This is a genomic window from Variovorax sp. GW821-FHT10C12, assembly GCF_059415405.1.
The window spans coordinates 21,914-44,123 of sequence record NZ_JBWKNE010000016.1 but is presented as its reverse complement, the minus strand read 5'-3'; the positions used below and the strand labels follow the sequence as shown (position 1 = coordinate 44,123).

14 protein-coding genes are annotated in these 22,210 nt (G+C 70.2%); all 14 read left to right on the top strand.

All coding sequences use genetic code 11. From position 1 onward, the window contains the following. The first annotated feature begins 145 nt into the window (after positions 1-145). Complete coding sequence (locus tag AC07OH_RS31665) at positions 146-2,062, top strand: protein kinase domain-containing protein (protein ID WP_495303329.1); 1,917 nt, start codon at positions 146-148, stop codon at positions 2,060-2,062. 61 nt (positions 2,063-2,123) lie between these two features. Beyond that, on the top strand, positions 2,124-3,707 hold the full coding sequence (gene mltA / locus AC07OH_RS31660) for a murein transglycosylase A (RefSeq protein ID WP_495303328.1): 1,584 nt from the start codon (positions 2,124-2,126) through the stop codon (positions 3,705-3,707). 30 nt (positions 3,708-3,737) lie between these two features. Continuing rightward, complete coding sequence (locus AC07OH_RS31655) at positions 3,738-4,487, top strand: hypothetical protein (protein ID WP_062482983.1); 750 nt, start codon at positions 3,738-3,740, stop codon at positions 4,485-4,487. Between the two features lie 27 nt (positions 4,488-4,514). Continuing rightward, a complete protein-coding gene (locus tag AC07OH_RS31650) occupies positions 4,515-5,639 on the top strand; it encodes a hypothetical protein (protein ID WP_495303327.1) in 1,125 nt (374 codons plus the stop codon). 92 nt (positions 5,640-5,731) lie between these two features. Continuing rightward, the gene (locus AC07OH_RS31645) at positions 5,732-7,714 is read left to right on the top strand and encodes a caspase family protein (RefSeq protein WP_495303326.1); all 1,983 of its coding nucleotides are present in this window, start codon (positions 5,732-5,734) and stop codon (positions 7,712-7,714) included. Between the two features lie 30 nt (positions 7,715-7,744). Further along, positions 7,745-8,290 carry a type VI secretion system tube protein Hcp gene (locus AC07OH_RS31640; RefSeq protein WP_489062713.1) on the top strand — a complete coding sequence of 182 codons (546 nt, stop codon included), beginning with the start codon at positions 7,745-7,747 and terminating at the stop codon, positions 8,288-8,290. 22 nt (positions 8,291-8,312) lie between these two features. After that, on the top strand, positions 8,313-9,152 hold the full coding sequence (locus tag AC07OH_RS31635; RefSeq protein WP_495303325.1) for a type VI secretion system accessory protein TagJ: 840 nt from the start codon (positions 8,313-8,315) through the stop codon (positions 9,150-9,152). Continuing rightward, on the top strand, positions 9,145-9,669 hold the full coding sequence (gene tssE / locus AC07OH_RS31630; protein ID WP_492683710.1) for a type VI secretion system baseplate subunit TssE: 525 nt from the start codon (positions 9,145-9,147) through the stop codon (positions 9,667-9,669). The genes AC07OH_RS31635 and tssE overlap by 8 nt, the downstream gene beginning before the upstream one ends. A gap of 9 nt (positions 9,670-9,678) precedes the next feature. Further along, entirely contained in the window at positions 9,679-11,571 is a 1,893-nt protein-coding gene (gene tssF / locus AC07OH_RS31625; protein WP_495303324.1) for a type VI secretion system baseplate subunit TssF, read from the top strand. After that, positions 11,547-12,656, top strand: a complete 1,110-nt coding sequence (gene tssG, locus AC07OH_RS31620) for a type VI secretion system baseplate subunit TssG (RefSeq protein WP_495303323.1) — start codon at positions 11,547-11,549, stop codon at positions 12,654-12,656. Before tssF ends, tssG begins: the two co-directional genes overlap by 25 nt. 19 nt (positions 12,657-12,675) lie before the next feature. Then, a complete protein-coding gene (gene tssH / locus AC07OH_RS31615; protein WP_495303322.1) occupies positions 12,676-15,369 on the top strand; it encodes a type VI secretion system ATPase TssH in 2,694 nt (897 codons plus the stop codon). Positions 15,370-15,560: 191 nt separating this feature from the next. Then, on the top strand, positions 15,561-18,488 hold the full coding sequence (locus AC07OH_RS31610) for a type VI secretion system Vgr family protein (RefSeq protein WP_495303321.1): 2,928 nt from the start codon (positions 15,561-15,563) through the stop codon (positions 18,486-18,488). Next, a complete protein-coding gene (locus tag AC07OH_RS31605) occupies positions 18,488-21,118 on the top strand; it encodes a DUF2169 family type VI secretion system accessory protein (protein WP_495303320.1) in 2,631 nt (876 codons plus the stop codon). The genes AC07OH_RS31610 and AC07OH_RS31605 overlap by 1 nt, the downstream gene beginning before the upstream one ends. Continuing rightward, positions 21,115-22,164: a pentapeptide repeat-containing protein gene (locus AC07OH_RS31600; protein WP_495303319.1), complete on the top strand. Its 1,050-nt coding sequence runs from the start codon at positions 21,115-21,117 to the stop codon at positions 22,162-22,164. Before AC07OH_RS31605 ends, AC07OH_RS31600 begins: the two co-directional genes overlap by 4 nt. The last annotated feature ends 46 nt before the right edge of the window (positions 22,165-22,210 follow it).

Below are 22,210 nucleotides of genomic sequence, written 5' to 3'. Positions count from 1 at the left end.
GAAGCGGAGGGACGCAGACAGCAGGGTCGCCTTTCTTTTGCCTACGTTTCTTTGGCGAAGCAAAGAAAAGTAGGTCGGCCGCCGGGCCGAGACCCGGCCCCGGAAAGCAAACCCAAAACGGCGTTCACCTAGCAGGAGCAGGTCAATGACCGACAACGCCCTTCCCCCGGAAGACGACCGCACCCGAGTCGTCTCACGGCCCGTGCCATCCACCAGCGAAGCTGACACAGGCGCCACCGTCATCACCGGCGGCGGCTTCACCACAGCCTCAGGCACCCCCGTCACCAGCCCAGCAACCTCAACCCACGACGCAGGCCTCCTCCCCGTAGGCAGCCGCCTCGCCGAATTCGAAGTCACCCGAGTCGTAGGCCAAGGCGGCTTCGGCGTCGTCTACGAGGCCTGGGACCACACGCTGGAGCGCGTAGTAGCCATCAAGGAATACCTCCCCACCTCGCTCTCCACAAGACAGCAAGACGGCACCGTAGTCCCCTTGTCAGAAAGACACAGAGAAACCTTCGACCTAGGCATGCGCAGCTTCATCAACGAAGCCCGCCTGCTCGCCCAGTTCGACCACCCCTCGCTCCTCAAGGTCTACCGCTTCTGGCAAGAAAAGGGCACCACCTACATGGTCATGCCCTTCTACAAGGGCGACACCTTGCGAGAGGCACTCGTAGCGATCCCCGCAGGCGTCGACGAAGCCTGGCTCACCCGCATCATGGACGGCGTCACGCAAGCCCTTGCCGTGATGCACAACGCCCACTGCTACCACCGCGACATCGCCCCCGACAACATCATCCTGCTCGAAGGCTCCGGCCGCCCCGTGGTGCTCGACTTCGGCGCCGCGCGCCGCGTGATCACCGACAAGACGCAGGCGATCACCGTCATCCTCAAGCCCGGCTACGCGCCCATCGAGCAGTACGCCGAGATGCCCGACATGTCGCAGGGCGCGTGGACCGACGTCTACGCGCTCGCCGCCGTGATGCACGTCGCCGTGTGCGGCCGGGCACCGCCGCCCTCGGTGGCGCGGCTGCTGTCCGACAGCTACGTGCCGCTGGCGGGCAACGACATCCTGCGCCAGCGCTACAGCGACCGGCTGCTCGCAGCGATCGATGCGGGCCTGGGGGTGCGGCCCGAGGCGCGGCCGCAATCGATGGCGGAGCTGCGCGCGTCATTGGGTCTCGAAGTCGGCCACAGCATCGCGCCCACGCCGCGCACCGTGCCGCCGTCGGGTGCACGAGGTAGCAGTCAGTCGGGTGCCGATGCACCGACCGTGATCGGCACGGCCCACATGCCGAAGCCGATCGCCGCCAAGGCACCTGTTGCTAACAACAGCAAGGGCGGTGGCAGCAACAAGGCCGTCCTCGGCGCCGTCGCCGCCGCCGTGCTGGTCGTTGCAGCGGGCGGCGGATGGTGGTTCCTCGGCCGCTCGGGCAGCGAAGGCGATGCCGGCAAGACGGCGCAAACCGCCACACCCGCACCCCCATCCGACACCCCCACCCAGGTCGCCGAGGCCCCGCCGCCACCTCCTCCACCGCCGCCTCCCAAACCACGCACCCCCGCCGAATCCCTGCAATCGCTCGCGGCAGGCGCCGCCCCGGGCTTCGAAGTCACGGCCACGCCGAAAAAAGCCGAGGTCGCGATCGGCAAGGACAAGCTGGCCTTCGAGGTGCGCAGCAAGCGCGACGGTTTCGTCTACGTGTTCCTGCTGTCCAGCGGCGGCGAGATGTTCCTGCTGTTCCCGAACCTGCTCGACAAGTACAACAAGATCACCGCCAACGCCGCGCTGGCACTGCCGCGCGCCTCGTGGCCGATGGACGCCGGCGGGCCGGCCGGCACCAACCAGTTCGCGGTGCTCGTGAGCGAGCACGAGCGCGACTTCGGCGCCTCGGGCGTGCAGAACGAAGGCGTGTTCCCGCAGTTCCCGCTGCCGGTGCTCGCGGCACTCGAAGCCACGCGCGGCACCGGGCCGTCGCCGCTGTTGGGCAAACCGGTGTGCGTGCCGGGCGCCCCGCCGTGCAACGACGTCTATGGCGTCGCGAATTTCAAAATCGTCGAGAAGTAATCGTCTGTAGAGCGTCGGCCGCTTTCGGCCCCCATTCCACGACCACGACCAGGAGACTTTCATGCACACGTCACCGTCGCCGCACTTCGCGCTTCCCCTCTGCCGAACGGCCGCCGTGGTCGCGCTGGTGCTGCTGGCCGCCTGCGCCAACACGCCGCCGTCCGCCACGGGCACGGCCGCCACCACGCCCACCACGACCGACACGGCGCCCGCCGCGTCGCGTCCCACCGGCGGCAGCGTGGCCGGGCAGGCGCGCACCTTCTCGACCCAGCTCGCCACCTACACCTCGGTCGGCTTCGACGCCGTGCCGGGCTGGGCGCGCGACGACTTCTCGGAAAGCTGGCCGGCGTTTCTGGGCAGCTGCAAGGTGCTCAACGGCCGCGGCGCCGAGTGGAAGGACGTGTGCGACCGCGCGCTGAAGGTCGACGGCAAGAGCACGCAGGCCATTCGCGGCTTCTTCGAGAGCGAGTTCTCGGCGTACCAGATCCGCGACGACGACCGCAAGCCCGACGGCGTGGTCACCGGCTACTTCGAGCCCGAGATCGCCGGCAGCCGCACCTACGTCGCGCCGTTCATCTACCCGGTCTACGGCCAGCCCGAGGACATGCTGTTCGTCGATGCACGCAAGCTCCCGGCCGGCAGCGCCACGGTGGCCGCGAAGGTCGAGGGCCGCAACGTGATCGTGCAGACCGGCCTGAGCACGCGCGACATGGGCGCACCGGGCCTGTACGCGCTCGAACTGTCGGCCATCACCCGCGACACGCTCGACCGCAAGGTGCGCCTGCGCATCGACGGCAAGCGCCTGCTGCCGTACTACACGCGCGAAGAGATCGAGACCAAGGGCGCACCCAACGCCAAGGTGCTGGCCTTCGTGAGCAGCGCCACCGCGCTGTACGAGATGCAGATCCAGGGCTCGGGCCGCATCAAGCTGCCCAGCGGCGAGATCGTGCGCGTGGCCTACGCCGAGCAGAACGGCCAGCCCTTCCGCCCGACCATCGCGCAGGCCGCCAACGGCAAGCCGCGCAGCGCCGTGAAGGTGCGCGGCGGCTCGCTGGAGCTGACGCTGGACGACGGCGACGACGAAGACACGGGCGCCATCGACAACAGCGTGATCCGCACGCGCGGCTTCACGCTGGCGCGGCCCACGGCCAGCGGTGCGGTGGTGGTGCCGGGCCGTCGCACGGCCGGCGCGGTGACCGGCTCCGGCATCAAGGACCCGAGCTACGTGTTCTTCAAGGAATCGACCTCGCCCGCGGGCGGCCCGGTGGGCGCCTTCGGCGTGCCGCTGTCGGCCGGCCGCTCGATCGCGGTCGATCCGCGCAGCACGCCGCTGGGCTACCCGGTGTTCGTGTCGACGCGCACGCCCGGCAGCGGCGCGCCCATGCAGCGCCTGACCATCGCGCAGGACACCGGCGGTGCCATCCGCGGCGCGGTGCGGGCCGACTACTTCTTCGGCAACGGCCAGCAGGCCGCCACCAACGCGCGCCGCATGAAGGAGCGCGGGCAGCTGTGGATTCTTCTGCCGCGCGGCCTGGCCGTGGCGCAGGCCGCGGTGTCGGGTGCGATCCGCACGCGCGGTGGCCCGGTGGGTGCGAACCTGCCGCAATGCCTGGTTCCTTCTGAAGGCGTCTGCGTCGACGACTGACCTCACTTTTCTCGAACCCCTTGGCCCTTCATGCAGGAAACCCTTTCGTCCGCCGAGAGCTCTGAACTCGTCCGCCTCTGGCGGCGCCGGCAGACGCTGTCCTCGGACGACATGGGCACCATGTACCGCATCGTGGGCGACGCGCTCGTGGCCTGCAATCCGCCCGAGCTGCAGGTGCTGGGCGAGGGGCGGCAGGAGCTGGTGGCGCAGTTCATCTACGTGAAGGTGCTGCGGCTCGACGCCGACCCCGACGAGTCGGAAGAGCGCGCCGGCCACAGCGCGCCGTCCACCGCTTTCGCACTGTGCGCGTACTTCCGCCGCTACCTCATCGACTGCACGCGCGCCAGTTCGTTTCGCCGCAAAGTCTCCATCGGCGACCAGATCACCGAGGCCCAGCTCGAAGACGAACTCGGCCCGGGTGAAGACCTCGACGGCTGCCTGGCCGAGCACGGCCTCAGCGCGCAGGCCGTGCAGCTGGCGGCGCGCGCCTTCATCGCCGGGCTGCCCGAGCCCGAGCGCATCCTGCTGTGCGAGGGCTTCGGACAGGAGGCCGAGGGCGGACTGTCGGGCGTGGCCTCGCGCCACGCCATCGCCTCGTACCACTACCGCGCCGGCCGGCTGGGCCTCGTGCACAAGCGCGAAGGGCTGGGCGCTGGCTATGCGCAGACCCGCATCGGCAGCTGGATCGGCCAGACCCTGGGCATCGCCATCGAGGCCGACAACATGGCGGCGATCCTGCAGGTTTTCAAAATCCTCGGGGCTGAAGCGTCTTATGTCTGAAGACATAGCCATTCAGGAACAGACGCCATGACCACCGACCTCTGGCCCCCGCTCAGCGTGATCCGCCATGCGTTCGAAACCGGCGCGCCGCCCGGCGATGCCGCGCCGGACGCTGCACCCGTCGCGATGCCGCACGGCAGCGCGGGCACGCCCGGCGTGTCGGACCTGCTGCTGCCCTTGACCGAATTGGCCCGGCGCCGCGAGGCTGTCGCCCGGCGCGCCTTCACCGCGCGCTGGGCGCCGGGCCGCCTCGTGAGCGTGGTGCACGACGGGCGCCTGCTCGGCGTGCTGCTCGACCGCTGCATCCACGGCGACCTCTGGCAGGGCTGGATGGCCGCCGGTGAGCCCGACTGGGCCTCCGACTTCGACGTGCTGCTGGAGCCCGACGACGAGCCCTTCGAGCCGATGTTCGGCGTGGTCCAGGCCTGGAACATGCTCACGCTCGAACCCAGCCCGCAGCTGGCCGCGCGCGTGCTCGGCGAGGTGTCGGCCACGCGGCTGGCCGCGATCCGCGCGGTGCACGACGAATGGGCCGCGCACGCGGCGTCCGCCATTGCACCGGAGCCGGGGCGCATTGCGCTGCGTGCCGTGGGCGGTGCGTTCTCGGTGCTCTCGGGCACGCCGCTGGGCCCGCAAGACCCGCGCACCGATTACCAGGCGCTGTACCGCGATGCGGGGTTGCAGCTCGGTCGCGCGTTGGCGCAGCCGCAGGACGACACCCCCGCCGCACCGTCGCCATCGCCCGCCCGGCCGCAGCCGCGGCCTGAAGACGGCTGGTGGGGCAGCATCCGCCGCTGGTTCGGCGCCGAAGGGTGGGCGCGCCCGGCGTTTGCTGCGGTGGCGTTGTTCGCGGTGATCCAGAACGTGGGGCTCATCGGTGGGCGCAGCACTGCGGAAGAGGACGAGGTGCGTTTTCGCTCCGTACCCACGGCGCCGGTCGCGGCGCAGGCCAACCTGGTCGTGCGCTGGAACGAGGGCGTGCGCATCGACGAGGCCGATCGCCTGCTGCGCACGATGTCGGCCGAGGTGGTCGGCGGGCCGGGTGCCAACGGCGTCTGGCGTCTGCGCGTGGCCGATCCGGTGGGTGGCCTGTCGGTGCTCGCGTCGTCGCCCTTGGTTGCGTCGGCCGGGCCGGCTTCGGAACAGCCATGACACGTGCCGCGCTGCCCCCGTCTGTCTCCCTCCCCTTCCGGGGGAGGGCAGGGGTGGGGGCAAGCGGCGTACCCATCGGGCAGGTGCTCCTGATGTTGGCGCTGCTCTTCTGCGCCAGCGCTGCCTTCGCCACCCCACGCGCCTTGCTCGTCGGCGTCTCCGAACTCGTCAACCAGCCCCAAACCCTGTGGCTGCAGGCGCCGCGCAACGACGTCACGCTGATGCGTGACGCGCTCCTCAAGCAGGGCTTCGCCGCCACCGACATCGCCGTGCTGGCCGACGGCGTGCCCGGTGCCGCGCTGCCCGAGGCGCAGGCCATCCACGCCGCACTCGGCCGCCTGCTCGCGCAGTCCAAGAGCGGCGACTTCGTGCTGTTGTATTTCTCGGGCCACGGCACACGCTGGCGCGACACCACCAAGCGCTACCAGGAGCCCGACGGCCTGGCCGAAAACTTTCTTGCGCGCGATGTGCGCGGCGCCATCGGGGCGGACAGCGCACTCGCAGGCGGCGTGCGCGATGTGGACTTCGACGCCTGGGTGCAGGCTTTTCTTGCGCGCGACGTGTTCGTGTGGTCGGTGTTCGACACCTGCGCCGCCACCTCGATGACGCGCGGCGCCGCAGCCGCCGCCGTGCCGGCCACCGCCGAAGGCCCGCCCGACGACGAGGTGCGCTGGCGCGGCCTGCGCGCCGCGCAGCTGCGTGCCGGCCCGCCACCGGCCGCCGCATCGCTCGCGACGCCGCCCGCCGTCGCCCGCGTGGCGCGCGCCCGCTACGTCGCCTTCTACGCCTCCGAAAGCCACCAGATCACGCCCGAGCTGCGCCTGCCGCGCCAGAGCCGCGCGGCGCGCCCGCAGGGCCTCCTGACCTGGGCCGTGGCCGGTGCGCTGGAGCGCAAGCCCGCCACCTGGCGCGAGCTGTTCGATGGCGTGCTCGCGCTCTATCCGCCAGTGATCGATGAGCTCGCCCAGCGCTTCCCCACGCGCGAGCTGCCCTCGCCGGTGGCCGAAGGCAACCTCGACGGCCGGCTGTTCGCCAACAGCGTGGCCGCGGCCTCGACCCAGCCGGTCTGGCGCGCGCAGCGCAGCGGCGACATGCTCACCGTGCCCGCCGGCCAGATCGACGGCCTGCAGCCGCGCCAGACGCTGCGCGTGCTGGCCACGCGCGAGGACGGCACCGTGCGCAGCGCGCAGGCCGCGCTGGCGCAGGCCGAATTCGACAGCGCGCGCCTGCCGGTGCCCGAAGCGCTGCGCGCGCTGTCGGGCGCGGCGACCTGGAGCGTCTCGCCGCTGGCGCCGCCGCCCGCGATCGCGCTGCGCGTGCGCAGCGACAGCGGCCAGCCGCCACCGCGCCTGAACCTCGACTACCCGGCCTCGGTGCTCGCGGCCGACGCAGACAGCACCGCCGACGTGCGCTGGACCGACCTGGGCGCAGGCGGCCAGCGCCTCGAGCTGCTCATGCCTTCGCTCGGCGGCAACGCGGCGGGCCGCGCCGAGCTGTTGCCCGACAGCGCCGCCGTGCAGCGGCGCCTCGAGGCGCTGGCCCGGCTCAAGTGGTGGAACCAGCTGCAGGCACTGGGCGCGGGCGCCGACGACACACCGCTCGACGGCTTCGACGCGGTGCTCGAAATCTGGAACGGCGACCGGCTGGTGCGCAGCGAACCCGCACGCCGCGCCGCCGGCCCGGCGCTGGCGCTGCGCCCCGGCGAGCGCGCGGCGCTGCAGGTGCGCAACACCAGCGGCCACTCGGTCGACCTCGTGGTGGCCGGCCTCGATGCGCAGGGCGGCCTGCGCGCCGTGTACCCCGACGACCCCGGCGACAGCAACCGCTTCGAGCGCGGCACGCGCGAGGCGCCCGCCGCCAAGCGCTTCGATCTGCCCTGGTTCGCCGGCGCCGGTGCGCGCCTGTATGTGTTTGCCATGCCCGCCACGCCGCAGAGCGCACCGCGCCTGTTCGGCTCGGGCGTTGCCGAATCGCCGATGGCCGAGCTGCGGCTGCGCGGCCAACCCCATCCTCAGAAGCGGCCGTTGTTCGCCGCCATGGTGTCCTGGTCGGCCGGGGAGGCGCCCGTGCGCTGATGACCGGAATTTTTTCTCAAGGAGATTGCAATGAGTCTGTCCGCTGAAGGCATCCTGGACCCCGACGAGCTGCTGCGCATGCTCGACCTGCTTGCGGGCGAGACCGCCAACGACTTCATGATGTCGATCGACAGCCGCGGTACCAAGGTCAAGGGCGAGTCGGAGCGCGGCATCGAGTTCATCGACATCGGCGGCTACTGCCACCAGATGGAAGTGGCCGCGCCGCCCGGTTCCACCAAGGGCAAGGTGCGCATCTTCCCGCTGGTGGTGGTGCGCGAGTGCGACGCCGCCACCGCCTCCATCTCGAGCCTGCTCGCGAGCCAGGAGGACAAGCTCGAGGTGTCGATCTTCGTCTACCGCGCCAGCGGCGACCACATGGTGTCCGACCCCTTCCTCGAGATCGTGCTGACCGACGCGCGCGTGGTCAGCCAGGCCATCCTCACGGGCGGGCGTCCGCGCCAGCCGCGCGAGGTCACGGTGTTCGCCGGCCGCAAGGTCGAGATCAAGTCGGCCGCCCAGCAGCACTCCGGCCTGCGCGGCGCGGTGCGCACCGCCACCATCACCGCCACCCAGTGACGACCTTCACGGAGCCCTCACCATGACCACCGCTTCCGCCGCGCTGCTCCAGTCCGCCGACCCGGCAGGCGCCCTCCAGGCCCTGAGCGACGAGGTGCGCGCCAAGCCCGCCGACGCCAAATTGCGCGTCTTCATGGCGCAGCTGCTGTGCGTGCTCGGGCAGTGGGAGCGCGCGCTCAACCAGCTCACCGTCGCGGCCGAGCTCGACGCGCTCGCCGTGCCCATGAAGCAGGTGTACGGCGAGGCCGTGCGCTGCGAAGGCCTGCGCGCCGACGTGTTCGCCGGCACGCGCACGCCGATGATCTTCGGCCAGCCCGATGAATGGCTGGCACTGCTCATCGAATCGCTGCTGCGGCAAGGCCGCGGCGAGAGCGGGCTGGCCGAAGACCTGCGCCAGCGCGCCTTCGACGGCGCGCCCGCCATCGCCGGCACCATCGACGGAGCGCCCTTCGAATGGCTGGCCGACGCCGACATGCGCCTGGGCCCGGTGCTCGAGGCCTTCGTCAACGGCAAGTACTACTGGATTCCCTACGCGCGGCTGGCGCACATCAAGATCGAGCCGCCCGAAGACCTGCGCGACTGCGTCTGGATGCCCGCGCACCTGCAGTTCGAGAACGGCGGCGAAACGCTGGCGCTCATTCCTACGCGCTACGAAGGCACCGAGGCGCAGGACGACGGCGCGCTGCGCCTGGCGCGCAAGACCGACTGGCGCGAGCTGCGCCCCGAGGTCTGGGCCGGCTACGGCCAGCGCGTGCTCGGCAGCGATGCCGGCGAGTACGCGCTGATGGACGTGCGCGAGATCCTCTTCACGCCCGCCGCCGACGACGCGGCCGAGGGCGGCGAAAGCAGCGGCGGTGGCTGATGCCAACGCGCCGGCCGCGCAGGAGCGGCTGCAGCCCTCGCTGCTCGACCGGCTCGTCGACCACGCGCCCGACGAGAAGCGCGAGGGCGACGACAAGCGCACGCTGACCAAGCAGGCGCTGCGCCAGGCCGTGCTGCGCGACCTGAGCTGGCTGTTCAACGCCACCGGTTTCGGCCTGCAGATGGACGACCGCCAGTACCCCAACGCCGCGCGCTCCGTCATCAATTACGGATTGCCTATGCTGTCTGGCCAGTTCACCTCGTCGGTGCAGCGTGTCAGCATGGAACAGGCTTTGAAGAACGCAATCCTGCAGTTCGAGCCACGCATCCTGTCCCGCACTCTCGAAGTGGAACTCGTCATGGAAGGCTCGGCATTGGACTCCCACAACAGCATCGGCCTGCAGATCCGCGGCATGCTCTGGGCGCAACCCGTGCCGCTGGAGTTCCTGATGCGCAGCCGTGTTGATCTGGAAGAAGGCCGCATCGAGATCGAGGACGTGAGCCAAAGCCCGAGATAAGTCCCCCGCATGGACCCCCGGCTTCTCACCCTGTATGAACAGGAACTGCGCTACTTCCGCGAAAGCGCCTCCGAGTTCGCGCGCGCCTTTCCGAAGATCGCGCACCGCCTGGGCATCGAAGGGCAGGAGGTCGCCGACCCGTATGTCGAGCGGCTGATCGAGGCCACGGCCTTCCTGTCGGCGCGCGTCAACCTCAAGCTCGATGCCGAGTACCCGCGCTTCACCGGGCACCTGCTCGACATCGTCTACCCGAACTTCCTGGCGCCCACGCCCGCGATGGCCGTGGTGAGCTTTGCGCCCGACCCCGACGACGCCAACCTGGCCATCGGCCCCACGCTGCCGCGCGGCAGCGGCCTGCGCGCACGCCAGGCCGTGGGCCAGAACACGCACTGCGAGTTCCGCACCGCGAGCGCGCTGCGCCTGTGGCCCATCGAAGTGCAGCGCGCGCAGTACTTCACCTACGCGCCCGACCTGCCGTTGGGCACGCACCCGCAGGCGCGCAGCATCCGCGGCGGCCTGCGCATCGGCCTGCGCGCCACGGCGGGGCTGAACTTCAGCCAGCTCGCGCTCGACGACCTGGTGCTGCACTTCGGCGGCAGCGAAGACGTGGCCTGGCAGCTGCACGAGTGCGCGCTCGGCCAGCCCGTGGGCGTGATGGTGCGCCCGCTCGCGCCTTCGGGTGCGCTGCAGGGCGAGGCGCGCAGCCTGCCGCCGTCGGCGATCCAGGCCGTGGGCTTCGAAGACGACGAGGCGCTGCTGCCCGTCACCGCCACCGGCTTCTCGGGCTTCCGGCTGCTGCAGGAGTACTTCGCCTTTGCGCCGCGCTTCCAGTTCGCGCGCATCGCGGGCCTGCAGCCGCTGCTCGCCGCCATGCCCGTCACCGACATCGAGATCGTGCTGCTGTTCTCGCGCGGCGATGCGGCGCTCGAAAAGCTGGTCGGCACCGACAACGTGCAGCTGCACTGCGTGCCGGCCGTGAACCTGTTCAGCCGGCGGCTGGACCGCGTGCCGCTGACCGAAGGCGTGAGCCAGTTCCACCTGCTGCCCGACCGCACGCGACCGCAGGACTTCGAGGTGCACACCGTCACCGAGGTCATCGGCCACGGCGCGCCGGGCACCGACAGCGCGGCGGTCGAGCAGGCGTTCCGCCCGTTCTACTCGGCCTTCCACGGCGCGCGCCACAACCACCCGGCCTACTTCACGACCACGCGCGAGCCGCGCATGCTGTCGGTGCGCCAGCGCACCGAAGGGCATCGCAGCAGCCACATCGGTTCCGAGGTCTACCTGCAGATCGTCGATCCGCAGCAGGCGCCGTACCCGGCCGCGCTGCGCCAGCTCGCGGTGACGGCGCTGTGCACCAACCGCGACCTGCCGCTGCTGCTGCCGATGGGGCGCGACAACGATTTCGACTGCGTCGAGTCCTTCCCCGTGCAGCGCGCGCGCATGGTGCGCGGCCCCTCGCGCCCGGTGTCGCCGGTCGTGAGCCAGGGCCTGGGATGGCGCGTCATCGACCACCTGGCACTCAACTACCTCTCGCTGTCCGACAGCACGCCCGAGCAGGGCGCGGCGGCACTGCGCGAGACGCTGATGCTCTATGCCGTGCATGCCGACGAGATGCGCCAGGGCCAGGTGCGCGGGCTCTTGTCGGTCAAGAGCCAGCCGGTGGCGCGCCGCCTGCCGATGAAAGGGCCCATCGCCTTCGGGCGCGGGCTCGAGGTGACGCTCGAGGTCGACAAGGACGCCTTCCACGGCCACAGCGTGTTCCTGTTCGGCGCCGTGCTCGCGCGCTACCTGTCGCGGCATGTCGAGGTGAACCATTTCGTCGAGACCGTGCTGCGCCTGTCGGGCAAGGGCGAGCTGATGCGCTGGAGGCCGCTGTGCGGGACGCGCCAGATTCTGTAGCGCGCGTCCATCCGGCGATCCCCGATGTCGGTGCGCGCGCGCGTGTCGATGCCGCGGTGCAGGCCTGGTCGAGCGATCCCTGGGCGTACGACTACTTCGCGGTGATGCGCCGGCTGGAGTCGGTCGCGAAGACCACGCCGCGCTGGGGCCGCGCGCTGCTGCCCAGTGCCGAACCGGTGCGTGTGGGGCAGGAGCCGTCGCTCTCGTTCGCGCCCGCCAGCTTCAGCCGCTTCGAGCGCGCGACCGAGGCCTCGCCGCCGCGCCTGCGCCAGCACTTCTTCGGCTACATCGGCCCCAACGGTCCGCTGCCGGTGCACCTGAGCGACTTCATCCGCGAGCGCAGCCTGAACCACGGCGACCCAACCTGGCTGGCCTTTCTCGACAGCTTTTCGCACCGCTTCTCGCTGCACTTCTACCGCGCGTGGGCACAGGCACGCCCCGCCGTGGCGCTCGACCGGCCGGGCGAAGACCGCTTCCGCCTGCAGGTCGGCGCGCTGGTCGGCATCGGCACGCCGGGGCGCATCGGGCGCGACGAGATCCATGACGACGCGCGGCTGCACTTCTCGGGCTGGCTCGCGCGCCGTGTGCACAACGTGGAGGGCGTGGCGTCGGTGCTGTGCAGCTACTTCGGCGTGCCCGTGACGCTGGAGCGCTGGGTCGGTCACTGGATGCGCGTGCCCGCGGACGAGGTCACGCGGCTGGGGCAGGGCGAGAGTTCACGCGCGATGGGCATGGGCGCGATGCTCGGCACGCGCGCCTGGGACCGCCAGCACCGCGTGCGCCTGCACCTGGGGCCGCTCACGCTCGACCAGTACCGCATGTTCCTGCCCATCGGACCGGCACGCCCCGTGCTGCAGCGCTGGATGCAGCAGCTCCTGGGCGACGAACTCGAATGGGACGCCGAGCTGGTGCTCGACAAGGCCCAGGTGCCGCCCACCCGGCTTGGCCAGCGCGCGGGCAACGCGCCGCGCCTGGGCTGGGCCTCGTGGCTCGGCACGGCACCCCGCGCGCGCGACGCGGCCGACGTGCGCATTGCGCGCCGTTCGGCCCCGGCGTTTCAAACCACCCCCTCGCCAATCGTCTAGATGAGATACGGAGTCCTCCATGAGTGAAATCAGCCGCACCGCCCTCTTCGGCAAACTCAACTCGCTGGCCTACAAGGCCATCGAGGGCGCCACCGTCTTCTGCAAGATGCGCGGCAACCCGTACGTGGAACTGGAGCACTGGTTCGCCCAGCTGCTGCAGGCGCAGGACTCCGACCTGCACCGCGTGATCCAGCACTACGGCCTCGACGTGTCGGTGATCGCCAAGGACATGACCGCCGCGCTCGACCGCCTGCCGCGCGGCGCCACCGCCATCAGCGATTTTTCGCCGCACATCGAGAACGCCATCGAGCGCGCCTGGACCTACGCCACGCTGCAGTTCGGCGAGGCGCAGGTGCGCACCGGCTACATCCTGGTGGGCATGCTGAAAACGCAGAGCCTGCGCAACCCGCTGTTCGGCTTGTCGAAGCAGTTCGAGAAGATCAAGGTCGAAGACCTGGCCGACAACTTTCCGAAGATTTGCGACGCCTCGCCTGAAGCGCAGATGCGTGCCCAGGACGGCACCGGCATGGGCAGCGGCGCACCCGGCGAAGACTCGGGCGCGATGGCGCCGGCCGCCATGGGCAAGGGCGATGCCCTCAAGAAATTTGCTGTCGACCTCACGGAGAAAGCCAAGAAGGGAGAGATGGATCCGGTGACCGGGCGGGACGAGGAAATCCGCCAGATCGTCGACATCCTCATGCGCCGCCGCCAGAACAACCCGCTGCTGACGGGTGAGGCGGGTGTGGGCAAGACCGCGGTGGTGGAAGGCTTCGCGCAGCGCCTGGCGCGCGGCGACGTGCCGCCGCAGCTGAAGGACGTGAAGCTGCTCACGCTCGACATCGGCCTCTTGCAGGCCGGCGCGAGCATGAAGGGCGAGTTCGAGCAGCGCCTGCGCCAGGTGATCGACGAGGTGCAGAGCTCGCCCACGCCGATCATTCTGTTCATCGACGAGATCCACACGCTGGTGGGTGCGGGCGGCGCGGCCGGCACCGGCGACGCGGCCAACCTGCTCAAGCCGGCGCTGGCGCGCGGCAACCTGCGCACCATCGGCGCCACCACCTGGGCCGAGTACAAGAAGTACATCGAGAAAGACCCGGCGCTCACGCGGCGCTTCCAGGTCGTGCAGGTGCCCGAGCCCGACGAAACCAAGGCCATCCTCATGCTGCGCGGCGTGGCCAGCGTGCTCGAGAAGCACCACCGCGTGCAGCTGCTCGACGAGGCGATCGAGGCGGCCGTGAAGCTCTCGCACCGCTACATTCCCGCGCGTCAGTTGCCTGACAAGGCCGTGAGCTTGCTGGACACCGCTTGCGCGCGCGTGGCTGTGAGCCAGCACGCCACGCCGCCTGAAGTCGAAGACTGCATGCGCCGCATCGAAGGGCTCACGGTCGAGCAGGAGATCATTGGCCGCGAAGAAGCCATCGGCATCGACGTGACCAAGCGCGCCGCGCTCGTGGCCACGCTGCTGGCCGAATCGAAGGTGCAGCTCGAGGCGCTGAATGCGCGCTGGCAGGAAGAGAAGGGGCTGGTCGATCGTTTGCTCGAACTGCGCAGCAAGCTGCGCGCGGGCAACAAGCCGGTCGATGAACCGGCGGCCGGTGAAGCCGCCGCCGAGGCCGCCCCCGACCGCGCCACGCTGCTGGCCGAGCTGCACGAACTGCAGGCCAAGATCCACGCGGTGCAGGGCGAGTCGCCGCTCATCCTGCCGTCGGTCGATGAGCAGGCCGTGGCCTCGGTGGTCGCCGACTGGACCGGTATTCCCGTCGGCCGCATGGTCAAGAACGAAGTCGAAGCGGTGCTCAAGCTCGCCGACACGCTGAACCAGCGCGTCATCGGCCAGAAGCACGGCCTCGAAATGATCGCGCGCCGCATCCAGACCTCGCGCGCGCGGCTGGACAACCCGCAAAAGCCCATCGGCGTCTTCATGCTCTGCGGCACCTCGGGCGTCGGCAAGACCGAGACCGCATTGGCGCTGGCCGAGGCCCTGTACGGCGGTGAGCAGAACATCATCACCATCAACATGAGCGAGTTCCAGGAGGCGCACACCGTCTCCACGCTCAAGGGCGCGCCGCCCGGCTACGTGGGCTACGGCGAGGGCGGCATCCTGACCGAGGCCGTGCGCCGCCGGCCCTACAGCGTGGTGCTGCTCGACGAAGTGGAAAAAGCCCACCCCGACGTGCACGAAATCTTCTTCCAGGTCTTCGACAAGGGCTGGATGGAAGACGGCGAGGGCCGCATGATCGATTTCAAGAACACGATCATCCTGCTGACCACCAACGCCGGCAGCGAGCTCGTGATGAGCATGTGCCGCGACCCCGAGCTGCTGCCCGATTCGAACGCGCTGGCCGATGCGCTCAAGGCGCCGCTCATGAAGGTGTTCCCGCCCGCGCTGCTGGGCCGCATCGTCACCATTCCCTATTACCCGCTGTCGCCCGACATGATGAAGAAGATCGTGCGGCTGCAGCTGGGCCGCATCAAGAAGCGCGTGGAAACCAACCACGGCGTGCCCTTCGAATACACCGAGGCGGTGATCGAGCAGGTGGTCGCGCGCTGCCAGGACCCGGAGTCGGGCGGGCGCGTGATCGACGCGATCCTCACCAACACCGTGCTGCCCACCATTTCGGTCGAGTACCTGCAACGCCTGGCCTCGGGCGGCGAGATCCGCCGCGTGGCGCTGGACGTGAAGGACGCGGACTTCACCTACGCGTTCGACTAAGAAGGTGCGAACGAACCCGCCATGACCGCTCATCCCGCCCAGACACGCCCCCTCTGCGTTGCAAATGCTCGCCATAGCCCGAGCTATGGCTGCGCTTTGCGCCTTGATGGGGCGCGCCTGGGCGGGCTGCTCGGCCACGCCGGGTTCATTCACACCTTCTGACCGGACGCCCCAACCTCCAGAGACACAAGATGGCCGACCTCGAGTTCCGCATCGACAGCGATTCCCCCGCCAACGACGACCTGAAGTTCTGGCGCATCGTGGGACACGAGGGGCTGGCGCGGCCGTCGAGCTACGAGCTCACGGTGCTGTCGGCGCGCGAGGACATCTCGGCCAGCGACATCCTCGGGCGGGCCTTCGACGTGGTGATCGAGTTCTTCGATGCCGACGAGGGCAAGCACGAACGCCACGCCAAGGGCCATGCCGTGCGCTTCACGCGCATGGCGCAGATCGGGCGTTACTTCGAGTACCGCATCAGCCTGCGCTCGTGGTTCTGGCTGCTGACCAAGCGCATCAACTCGCGCATCCTGCAGGACAAGCCGGTGCTCGAGGTGCTCGACGCGGTGTTCGAGGACAGCCCCATCACGAGCATCAAGAAGACCAACGTCGACGGCGTGATCGCCACCCACGACCCGCGCCGCTATTGCGTGCAGTTCCAGGAAAGCGACTTCAGCTTTCTCTCGCGCATCCTGGAAGACGAAGGCATCTACTACTGGTTCGACGCGCACGACACGCCCGGCACCATGTGCCTGTCCGACGCGAGCGACATGGCGCACGCCTCGCTGCCGGTGTCCGGCGTGATGCGCTTCATGCCCAAGGGCGCGGGCGAGGCGCGCTTCAACGAGTTCGAGCAGTGGGTCAGCGCGCGCCAGTTCCAGTCGGGCACCTACGCCTCGCGCGACACCGACTACAAGGCGATCAACCGCGTGCTCAAGCCGACCGCGACGGTGGCAGACGACCACGAGCTGTCCAGCCTCGAGGTCTTCGAGTACCCCGGCGGGTACTTCAAGCCAAAGGAATCCGACGTGGTCGTTCCGCGCCGCGCCGACGAGATGATGGCGCGCCGCCAGCTGCATTGGGCGATCACGCATTGGCCCGACGTCACGGCCGGGCGCAGCTTCACGCTCGAGGGCGACCCCGACGGCACGCGCAACGGCGACTACCTGATCGGCGGCTGCATCTTCGCCGTGACCCACCCGGGCTACGAGGGCCTGGGCCAGGAGGCCGCCTCGCAGCCCGTCGAAGAAGTGCTGCGCGAGGCCATCGCGGCCGACGCGGTGAATGTCGACTGCCTGGCGCCGCTGGTCGAGATGATCCGCAGCACGCCGGCGCTGCGCAGCGCCACGCGCGGCACCGGCACCTTCCTGATCACGGCGCTGCCGGCCAAGACCTCGTTCCGCCCGCCGCGGCTCACGCCGCGGGTGACCATGCCGGGCCCGCAAAGCGCCATCGTGGTCGGCGGCAAGGGCAAGGAGCACGACGTGGACGAGATGGGCCGCGTGATGGTGCACTTCCACTGGGACCGCTACGACCAGCGCGACGACAAGTCGACCTGCCGCATCCGCGTCTCGCAGCCCTGGGCCGGCAAGGGCTGGGGCGGCTACTTCGCGCCGCGCATCCACCAGGAGGTGATCGTCGACTTCATGAACGGCGACCCCGACCGGCCGATCATCGTCGGGCGGGTCTACAACGACGACCAGCCGATCCCGTACAAGTCGGCCACGCAGAGCGGCTTCAAGACGCGCTCCACGCCGGGCGGCGGCAACGCGAATTACAACGAGATCATGTTCGAGGACAAGAAGGGCGAGGAGCTGGTCAACATCCACGCCGAGCGCAACATGTCCCGCTCCGTGGAGGTCGACGACTCGATCACCGTGGGCCACGACCAGAGCATCACGGTGGACAACGACCGCACGGTCCACACCATCGGCAACGAGAAGCGCGAGGTCGACAAGGACCAGCGCAACATCATTCACCAGCACCAGCACACCAACGTGACCTGGTGCCAGTACAACCACATCGGCCAGCACCAGCAGAACATCGTCGGCGACAAGGGCCAGTTCAACCAGATCGCCGGCAAGGTCGACATGATCATCGGCCAGACGCTGAACACCAACGTCACGGGCGCCATGACGCAGTACTCGGCTTCGCTGGCGCTCACCTCGGGTCCCGTGACCATGGCGGTGGGCACGCTGGGCATCGGGGCCTCGGGCAACATCAGCGTCGCCTCGGCCGCCGACCGCAAGGACACCAGCGGCGGCAGCCACATGATCGCGGCCACCTCGGGCATCAAGATCGTGAGCGCGGGCGATGTCGACCTGATGTCGTACGCGAACATCAACCAGACCTCGACCGGCTCCAACACGACCGTGCTCGGATCGAACAGCAGCGGCTACCTGGGCATGTCGAACGAAGCCAACATGGGCCTGGCGACCAGCACCTTCCTGGGCCTGCAGATGGGCAACTTCATGGGCGCCTCGATCGACAACGCCCTGGCCATCAGCATGGAGAACTGCGCGGGCCTGCGCATGGGCAACATCGGCGCGCTCGACCTGAGCCTGTCGGCCTTCGACATCGACTCGACCGGCATCAAGGTCGTGAACCCCGGTGCCGGCGGCGGCGCCGCGGCGGGCGCGATGGTGGCGGTGTCGGCGCTGGCCGGGCTGGGCGCCGCGGCCATGGGGGTCTCCGGCGTCGCCGCCACGCTGCAGCAATATGCCGACGCGGCCAAGGCGCTGCGCGACACGGCGGCCGAACTCGACGACATGCCGGTGCTGCAAAGCAAGTTGAACGAGATGGCGTCGGCGGCCGATCGTCGCCTGGCGCAGGGCCGGGCCGGTGCGGGCGCGGCCATCGGTGCCGTGGTCGGCGGCGCTGCCTTGGGACCGGGCGGCGTGCTGATCGGCGCAGGCATCGGAGCCGCCGCCGGGGATGCCGCGTTGCCGGCCACCGTCGCGACGCCGCCGGGCCCGCCGGCCCCGCACGAGGCGCCCCGGGCGGCGCCCACGCAGCCGACGCCGCCGACCGCGCCGCCTGCGCCCGGCCCGTCGGGTGGTGGTTCAGGAAGTGGTGGATCGGGAGGCGGATCAGGATCAGGCGGCGGATCGGGAGGCGGCTGATGCAGGTCTACAAGCCGCTGTCGCTGGGGCTGCTCAGTCGCGCGGTCGAGTACCGCAAGCGCTTCGGCCTGTGCCTGAGCGGCTTCCTGCACGTGCCCTTCGAGCAGGGCGACCGCGGCCGGATCTGGGGCGAGCAGTCGCTGTGGAATTTCGTGGCCGGCGAGATGGCGGTGCCGATGCTCGACGAGGGCATTGCCAAGCTCACGCCGGAATTCCTGGTGCACGGCCATGCGTACCCGGGGCCCGAGGCCACGCAGGGCTGCGCCGTGCGCGTGCGCCTGGGCGGCACCGAGAAGACCATCCTCGCCTTTGCCGACCGCTACTGGGACGGCGACGCGCCCAAGGCCGTGCCGCCCGCCGCCGTCGCACCGATTCCGCTGACCTGGGACAAGGCCTACGGCGGCCCCGACTACCCGCTCAATGCGGTGGGCGCGGGCCGTGTCGAGACCCAGGGGCGGCGCTGGCTGCCCAACCTGGAGCTGCCGCGTTCGCGCGTGCTCACGCCGCGCTCCGAAGTCATTCCCGCCGGCTTCGGCCCGCTCGACACCGTGCACCCGCAGCGCGTGGCCTACCGCGGCACCTACGACGAGACCTACCTCCAGGCGCATTCGCCCGGCTTTCCGCCGGACCTCGACTGGAAGCATTTCAACCTCGCCCCCAGCGACCAGTGGCTGGCCGCGCCGCTGAAGGGCGACGAGCCTTTTGCGCTGGACAACCTGCATCCCACGCAAAGTCGCATCGAAGGCCGGCTGCCTGCGCTGCGCGTGCGGATGTTCGTCAACTACAACCTCGCCGGCGGCAAGGGCGCGCCACCGCAGCAGAAGCTGCGCGAAGTGCCGATGCGCCTCACGACCGTCTGGTTCTTTCCGCATGCGCAGCGCATGGTGCTGGTCTTCCACGGCATGGCCGAGTGCGCGGAGGACGACGGCTCCGACATCGCCGCCGTGCTCGGCGGCGTGGAGCGCCTGGGCGAAGCGAAGGACGACGCGCACTACGTGGACGTGCTCGCGCGCCGCAGCGACCCGGTGGACGGCGGCATCGAAGCCTTGAACGACACCGACCTGCTGCCGGGCGGCATCGACATGACCGACCCGTCGAGCGAGCAGGTCCAGGAGGCCTTCCAGATGGACGGCCTGCAAGGCGACGCGCAGCGCCGCCGTGCCGAGATGGAAATCCAGCTCGCCCGCGAAGCCGCCGCCGCGCAGGGCAAGGACCCCGATGCGCTCGGCCTGCAGCTGCCGCCGCCGGAAAAAACGCCGCCCCTGGCCGAACTGCCGGCCTACATCAAGGCCAAGCGCGAGGAAGCGCGGGTGCAGCAGTGGGCCGGCGTCGAGCGCATCGTCGACGAGTTGAAGCGCGCCATGGACCTGGAAGACGCGGGCAAGGTCGACCTGAAGAAGCTCGCGCATCGCGGACCGCCGCGCTACAACGCCGACCTGCACATGGCCGAGCTGATGGCCCAGCGCAGCCAGGGCGCCGTGTTCGACCCTGCCGCCGTTGAGCGCAAGCTGGGCCAGCGTGAAGCAGCGGAACGCGCCGCCTATTTGCAAAGTGCCCATCTGCAGCCGCCTGCGTATGCGCTGCAAGGCCAGGCCGCCACCGACGGCCGCACGCAGCTCAAGTGGATGCTCGACCACGGGCTGCGCAACCTGCCGGGCATCGACCTCACGGGCGCCGACCTGTCGGCCCTCGACCTGCGCGACGTGAACTTCACCGACGCCTGGCTCGAAAGCGCCAACCTGCAGGGCGCCAATGTGTCGGGCGCCTGCTTTGCGCAGGCGGTGCTGGCCCATGCGAAGCTCGACCAGGCCGTGGCCATCGGCACCGACTTCACGGCGGCCAACCTCGGGCGCGCCACCCTGGCCGGTGCCGTGCTGGACGATGCCACGCTGGCCGGCACGATGCTCAGCGGTTGCGACCTGGCGCGCACGCAGCTGCGCGGCGCGCGCATCGCGGGGGCGCACCTGCTCGACACCACCTGGGGCGTGGCGGACTGGAGCCGCGTGCAGGGCGCGCAGTCGCTCTTCTACAAGCTGAAGCTGCAGGGGCTGCAGCTCACCGAGGCCGACCTCTCGGGCAGCAACTTCATCGAGTGCGACCTGGGCGGCATCGACCTGCGCGGCGCACGCCTGGGCGCCGCCACGTTCCTGCAATGCAACCTGGCCGGCGCGCGGCTCGAAGGCGCGCAGCTCGACGGCGTCGTGTTCGCCAAGGCCTGCTCGCTCGCGGGCGCCGACCTGTCGCAGGCCAGCCTGAAGAACGCCAACCTGGCCGAGGTCGACCTGCGCGGCGCCAAGCTGGTCAAGGCACAGCTCATGGGCGCGCACCTGTCGCTGGCCCAGCTGGACGGCTGCGACGCGCGGCTGGCGAACCTCGAAGGCGCGCTGCTGCGCCGCACCGGGCTGTCCCGCGCGCGGCTGGCGGGCGCCAGCTTCAAGGACGCCGTGCTGCAGCATGCCGACCTGCGCAGCGCCGACCTGCGCCAGGCCAACCTGTTCGGCGCCGACCTGTCGCGCACCAGGCTCGACGGCGACGTGCGCTTCGACGGCGCCCTGCTCGAGCGCGTGCGCACCTGGCCGCGCCTGTCGCCGGACCAGCAGGCGCAGTACGCCGCGGAGCGACCGCTGTGAAAGCCGAGACGCTCTCCTTTGCCCTGAGCATGGGCGAACCGGTCGACGGCCTGAACCTGCGCAAGGGCCAGTTCGCGCGCACCTTCCTGGGCGGCGGCGTGTTCACCCAGGCCGACCTGCAGGACGCGGACTTTCGCGAGTCGGACCTGCGCGAGAGCGTGTTCGACCAGTGCACGCTCGACGGCGCGATGTTCAGCGGCGCCAACCTGCGCCGCGCCGTGTTCAACCGTTGCAAGCTCGACCACGCGGACTTTCGCGGCGCGAACCTGCACAACGCCACCTTCAGCGAATGCGCGCTCGCGCATGCCCAGCTGGGGCAGGCCTGGCTCGGCATGGCGACGGTGTCGCGCTGCAAGCTCGACCACGCCAGCCTGGCCGGCGCCGACCTCGAGGCGGCGACGTTCACCGAGACGTCCCTGCTCGACGTGAACGCCGACGACACCCACTGGAAGCACACGACGGTGCTGCAGTGCGACTTCGCGCAGTTGACCTGGGCCCGCGCCCGCATGACGCGCAGTGCCTTCATCCAGAGTGCGATGCCCGGCCGCTCCTTCGTGGGGCTGGTGCTCGACGGCTGCCAGTTCTCTTCGGCGGACCTGAGCGGCGCGGACTTCTCCGGCACATCGATCCAGCAGTGCAACTTCCAGGGTGCGCGGGTCGGCGGCGCCAATTTCTCGCGCGCCAGCGGCAGCCACGTGCTGTTCTGCGAGGCGCAGGGCGCGCAGGCGAACTTCACAGGCGCGAAGCTACGGCAGTCGCTGTTCACGGCGGGCCAGTTCCAGGGTGCGCGCTTCGACGGGGCCGACCTGTACCAGTGCCACTTCGCGAAGGCGCAACTGGCGGGCGCGAGCATGACCGGGGCCGAGCTGACCTACGCCGATTTCCGCCACGCCGACCTGAGCGGTGCCGACCTGCGCCAGGCCACCTTGCTGCGCGCCTGCCTGCACGGCGCCGCCACCGACAACGCCCGCATGACGGACCGCGCCCGCGCGCTCGAGACCGATCCCGAACTGGCCAAGGCCGAACGCTGGGCCGTGGTCGGCTGAAGGCCACGCCGCACCGCTCGCCCGCACCTCACATGCTCCCAGGAGA

Coding starts and splice junctions, on each gene's coding strand:
- AC07OH_RS31665 (WP_495303329.1), top strand. CDS start 146: ATGACCGACAACGCCCTTCCCCCGGAAGACGACCGCACCCGAGTCGTC.
- mltA (WP_495303328.1), top strand. CDS start 2,124: ATGCACACGTCACCGTCGCCGCACTTCGCGCTTCCCCTCTGCCGAACG.
- AC07OH_RS31655 (WP_062482983.1), top strand. CDS start 3,738: ATGCAGGAAACCCTTTCGTCCGCCGAGAGCTCTGAACTCGTCCGCCTC.
- AC07OH_RS31650 (WP_495303327.1), top strand. CDS start 4,515: ATGACCACCGACCTCTGGCCCCCGCTCAGCGTGATCCGCCATGCGTTC.
- AC07OH_RS31645 (WP_495303326.1), top strand. CDS start 5,732: ATGTTGGCGCTGCTCTTCTGCGCCAGCGCTGCCTTCGCCACCCCACGC.
- AC07OH_RS31640 (WP_489062713.1), top strand. CDS start 7,745: ATGAGTCTGTCCGCTGAAGGCATCCTGGACCCCGACGAGCTGCTGCGC.
- AC07OH_RS31635 (WP_495303325.1), top strand. CDS start 8,313: ATGACCACCGCTTCCGCCGCGCTGCTCCAGTCCGCCGACCCGGCAGGC.
- tssF (WP_495303324.1), top strand. CDS start 9,679: ATGGACCCCCGGCTTCTCACCCTGTATGAACAGGAACTGCGCTACTTC.
- tssH (WP_495303322.1), top strand. CDS start 12,676: ATGAGTGAAATCAGCCGCACCGCCCTCTTCGGCAAACTCAACTCGCTG.
- AC07OH_RS31610 (WP_495303321.1), top strand. CDS start 15,561: ATGGCCGACCTCGAGTTCCGCATCGACAGCGATTCCCCCGCCAACGAC.
- AC07OH_RS31605 (WP_495303320.1), top strand. CDS start 18,488: ATGCAGGTCTACAAGCCGCTGTCGCTGGGGCTGCTCAGTCGCGCGGTC.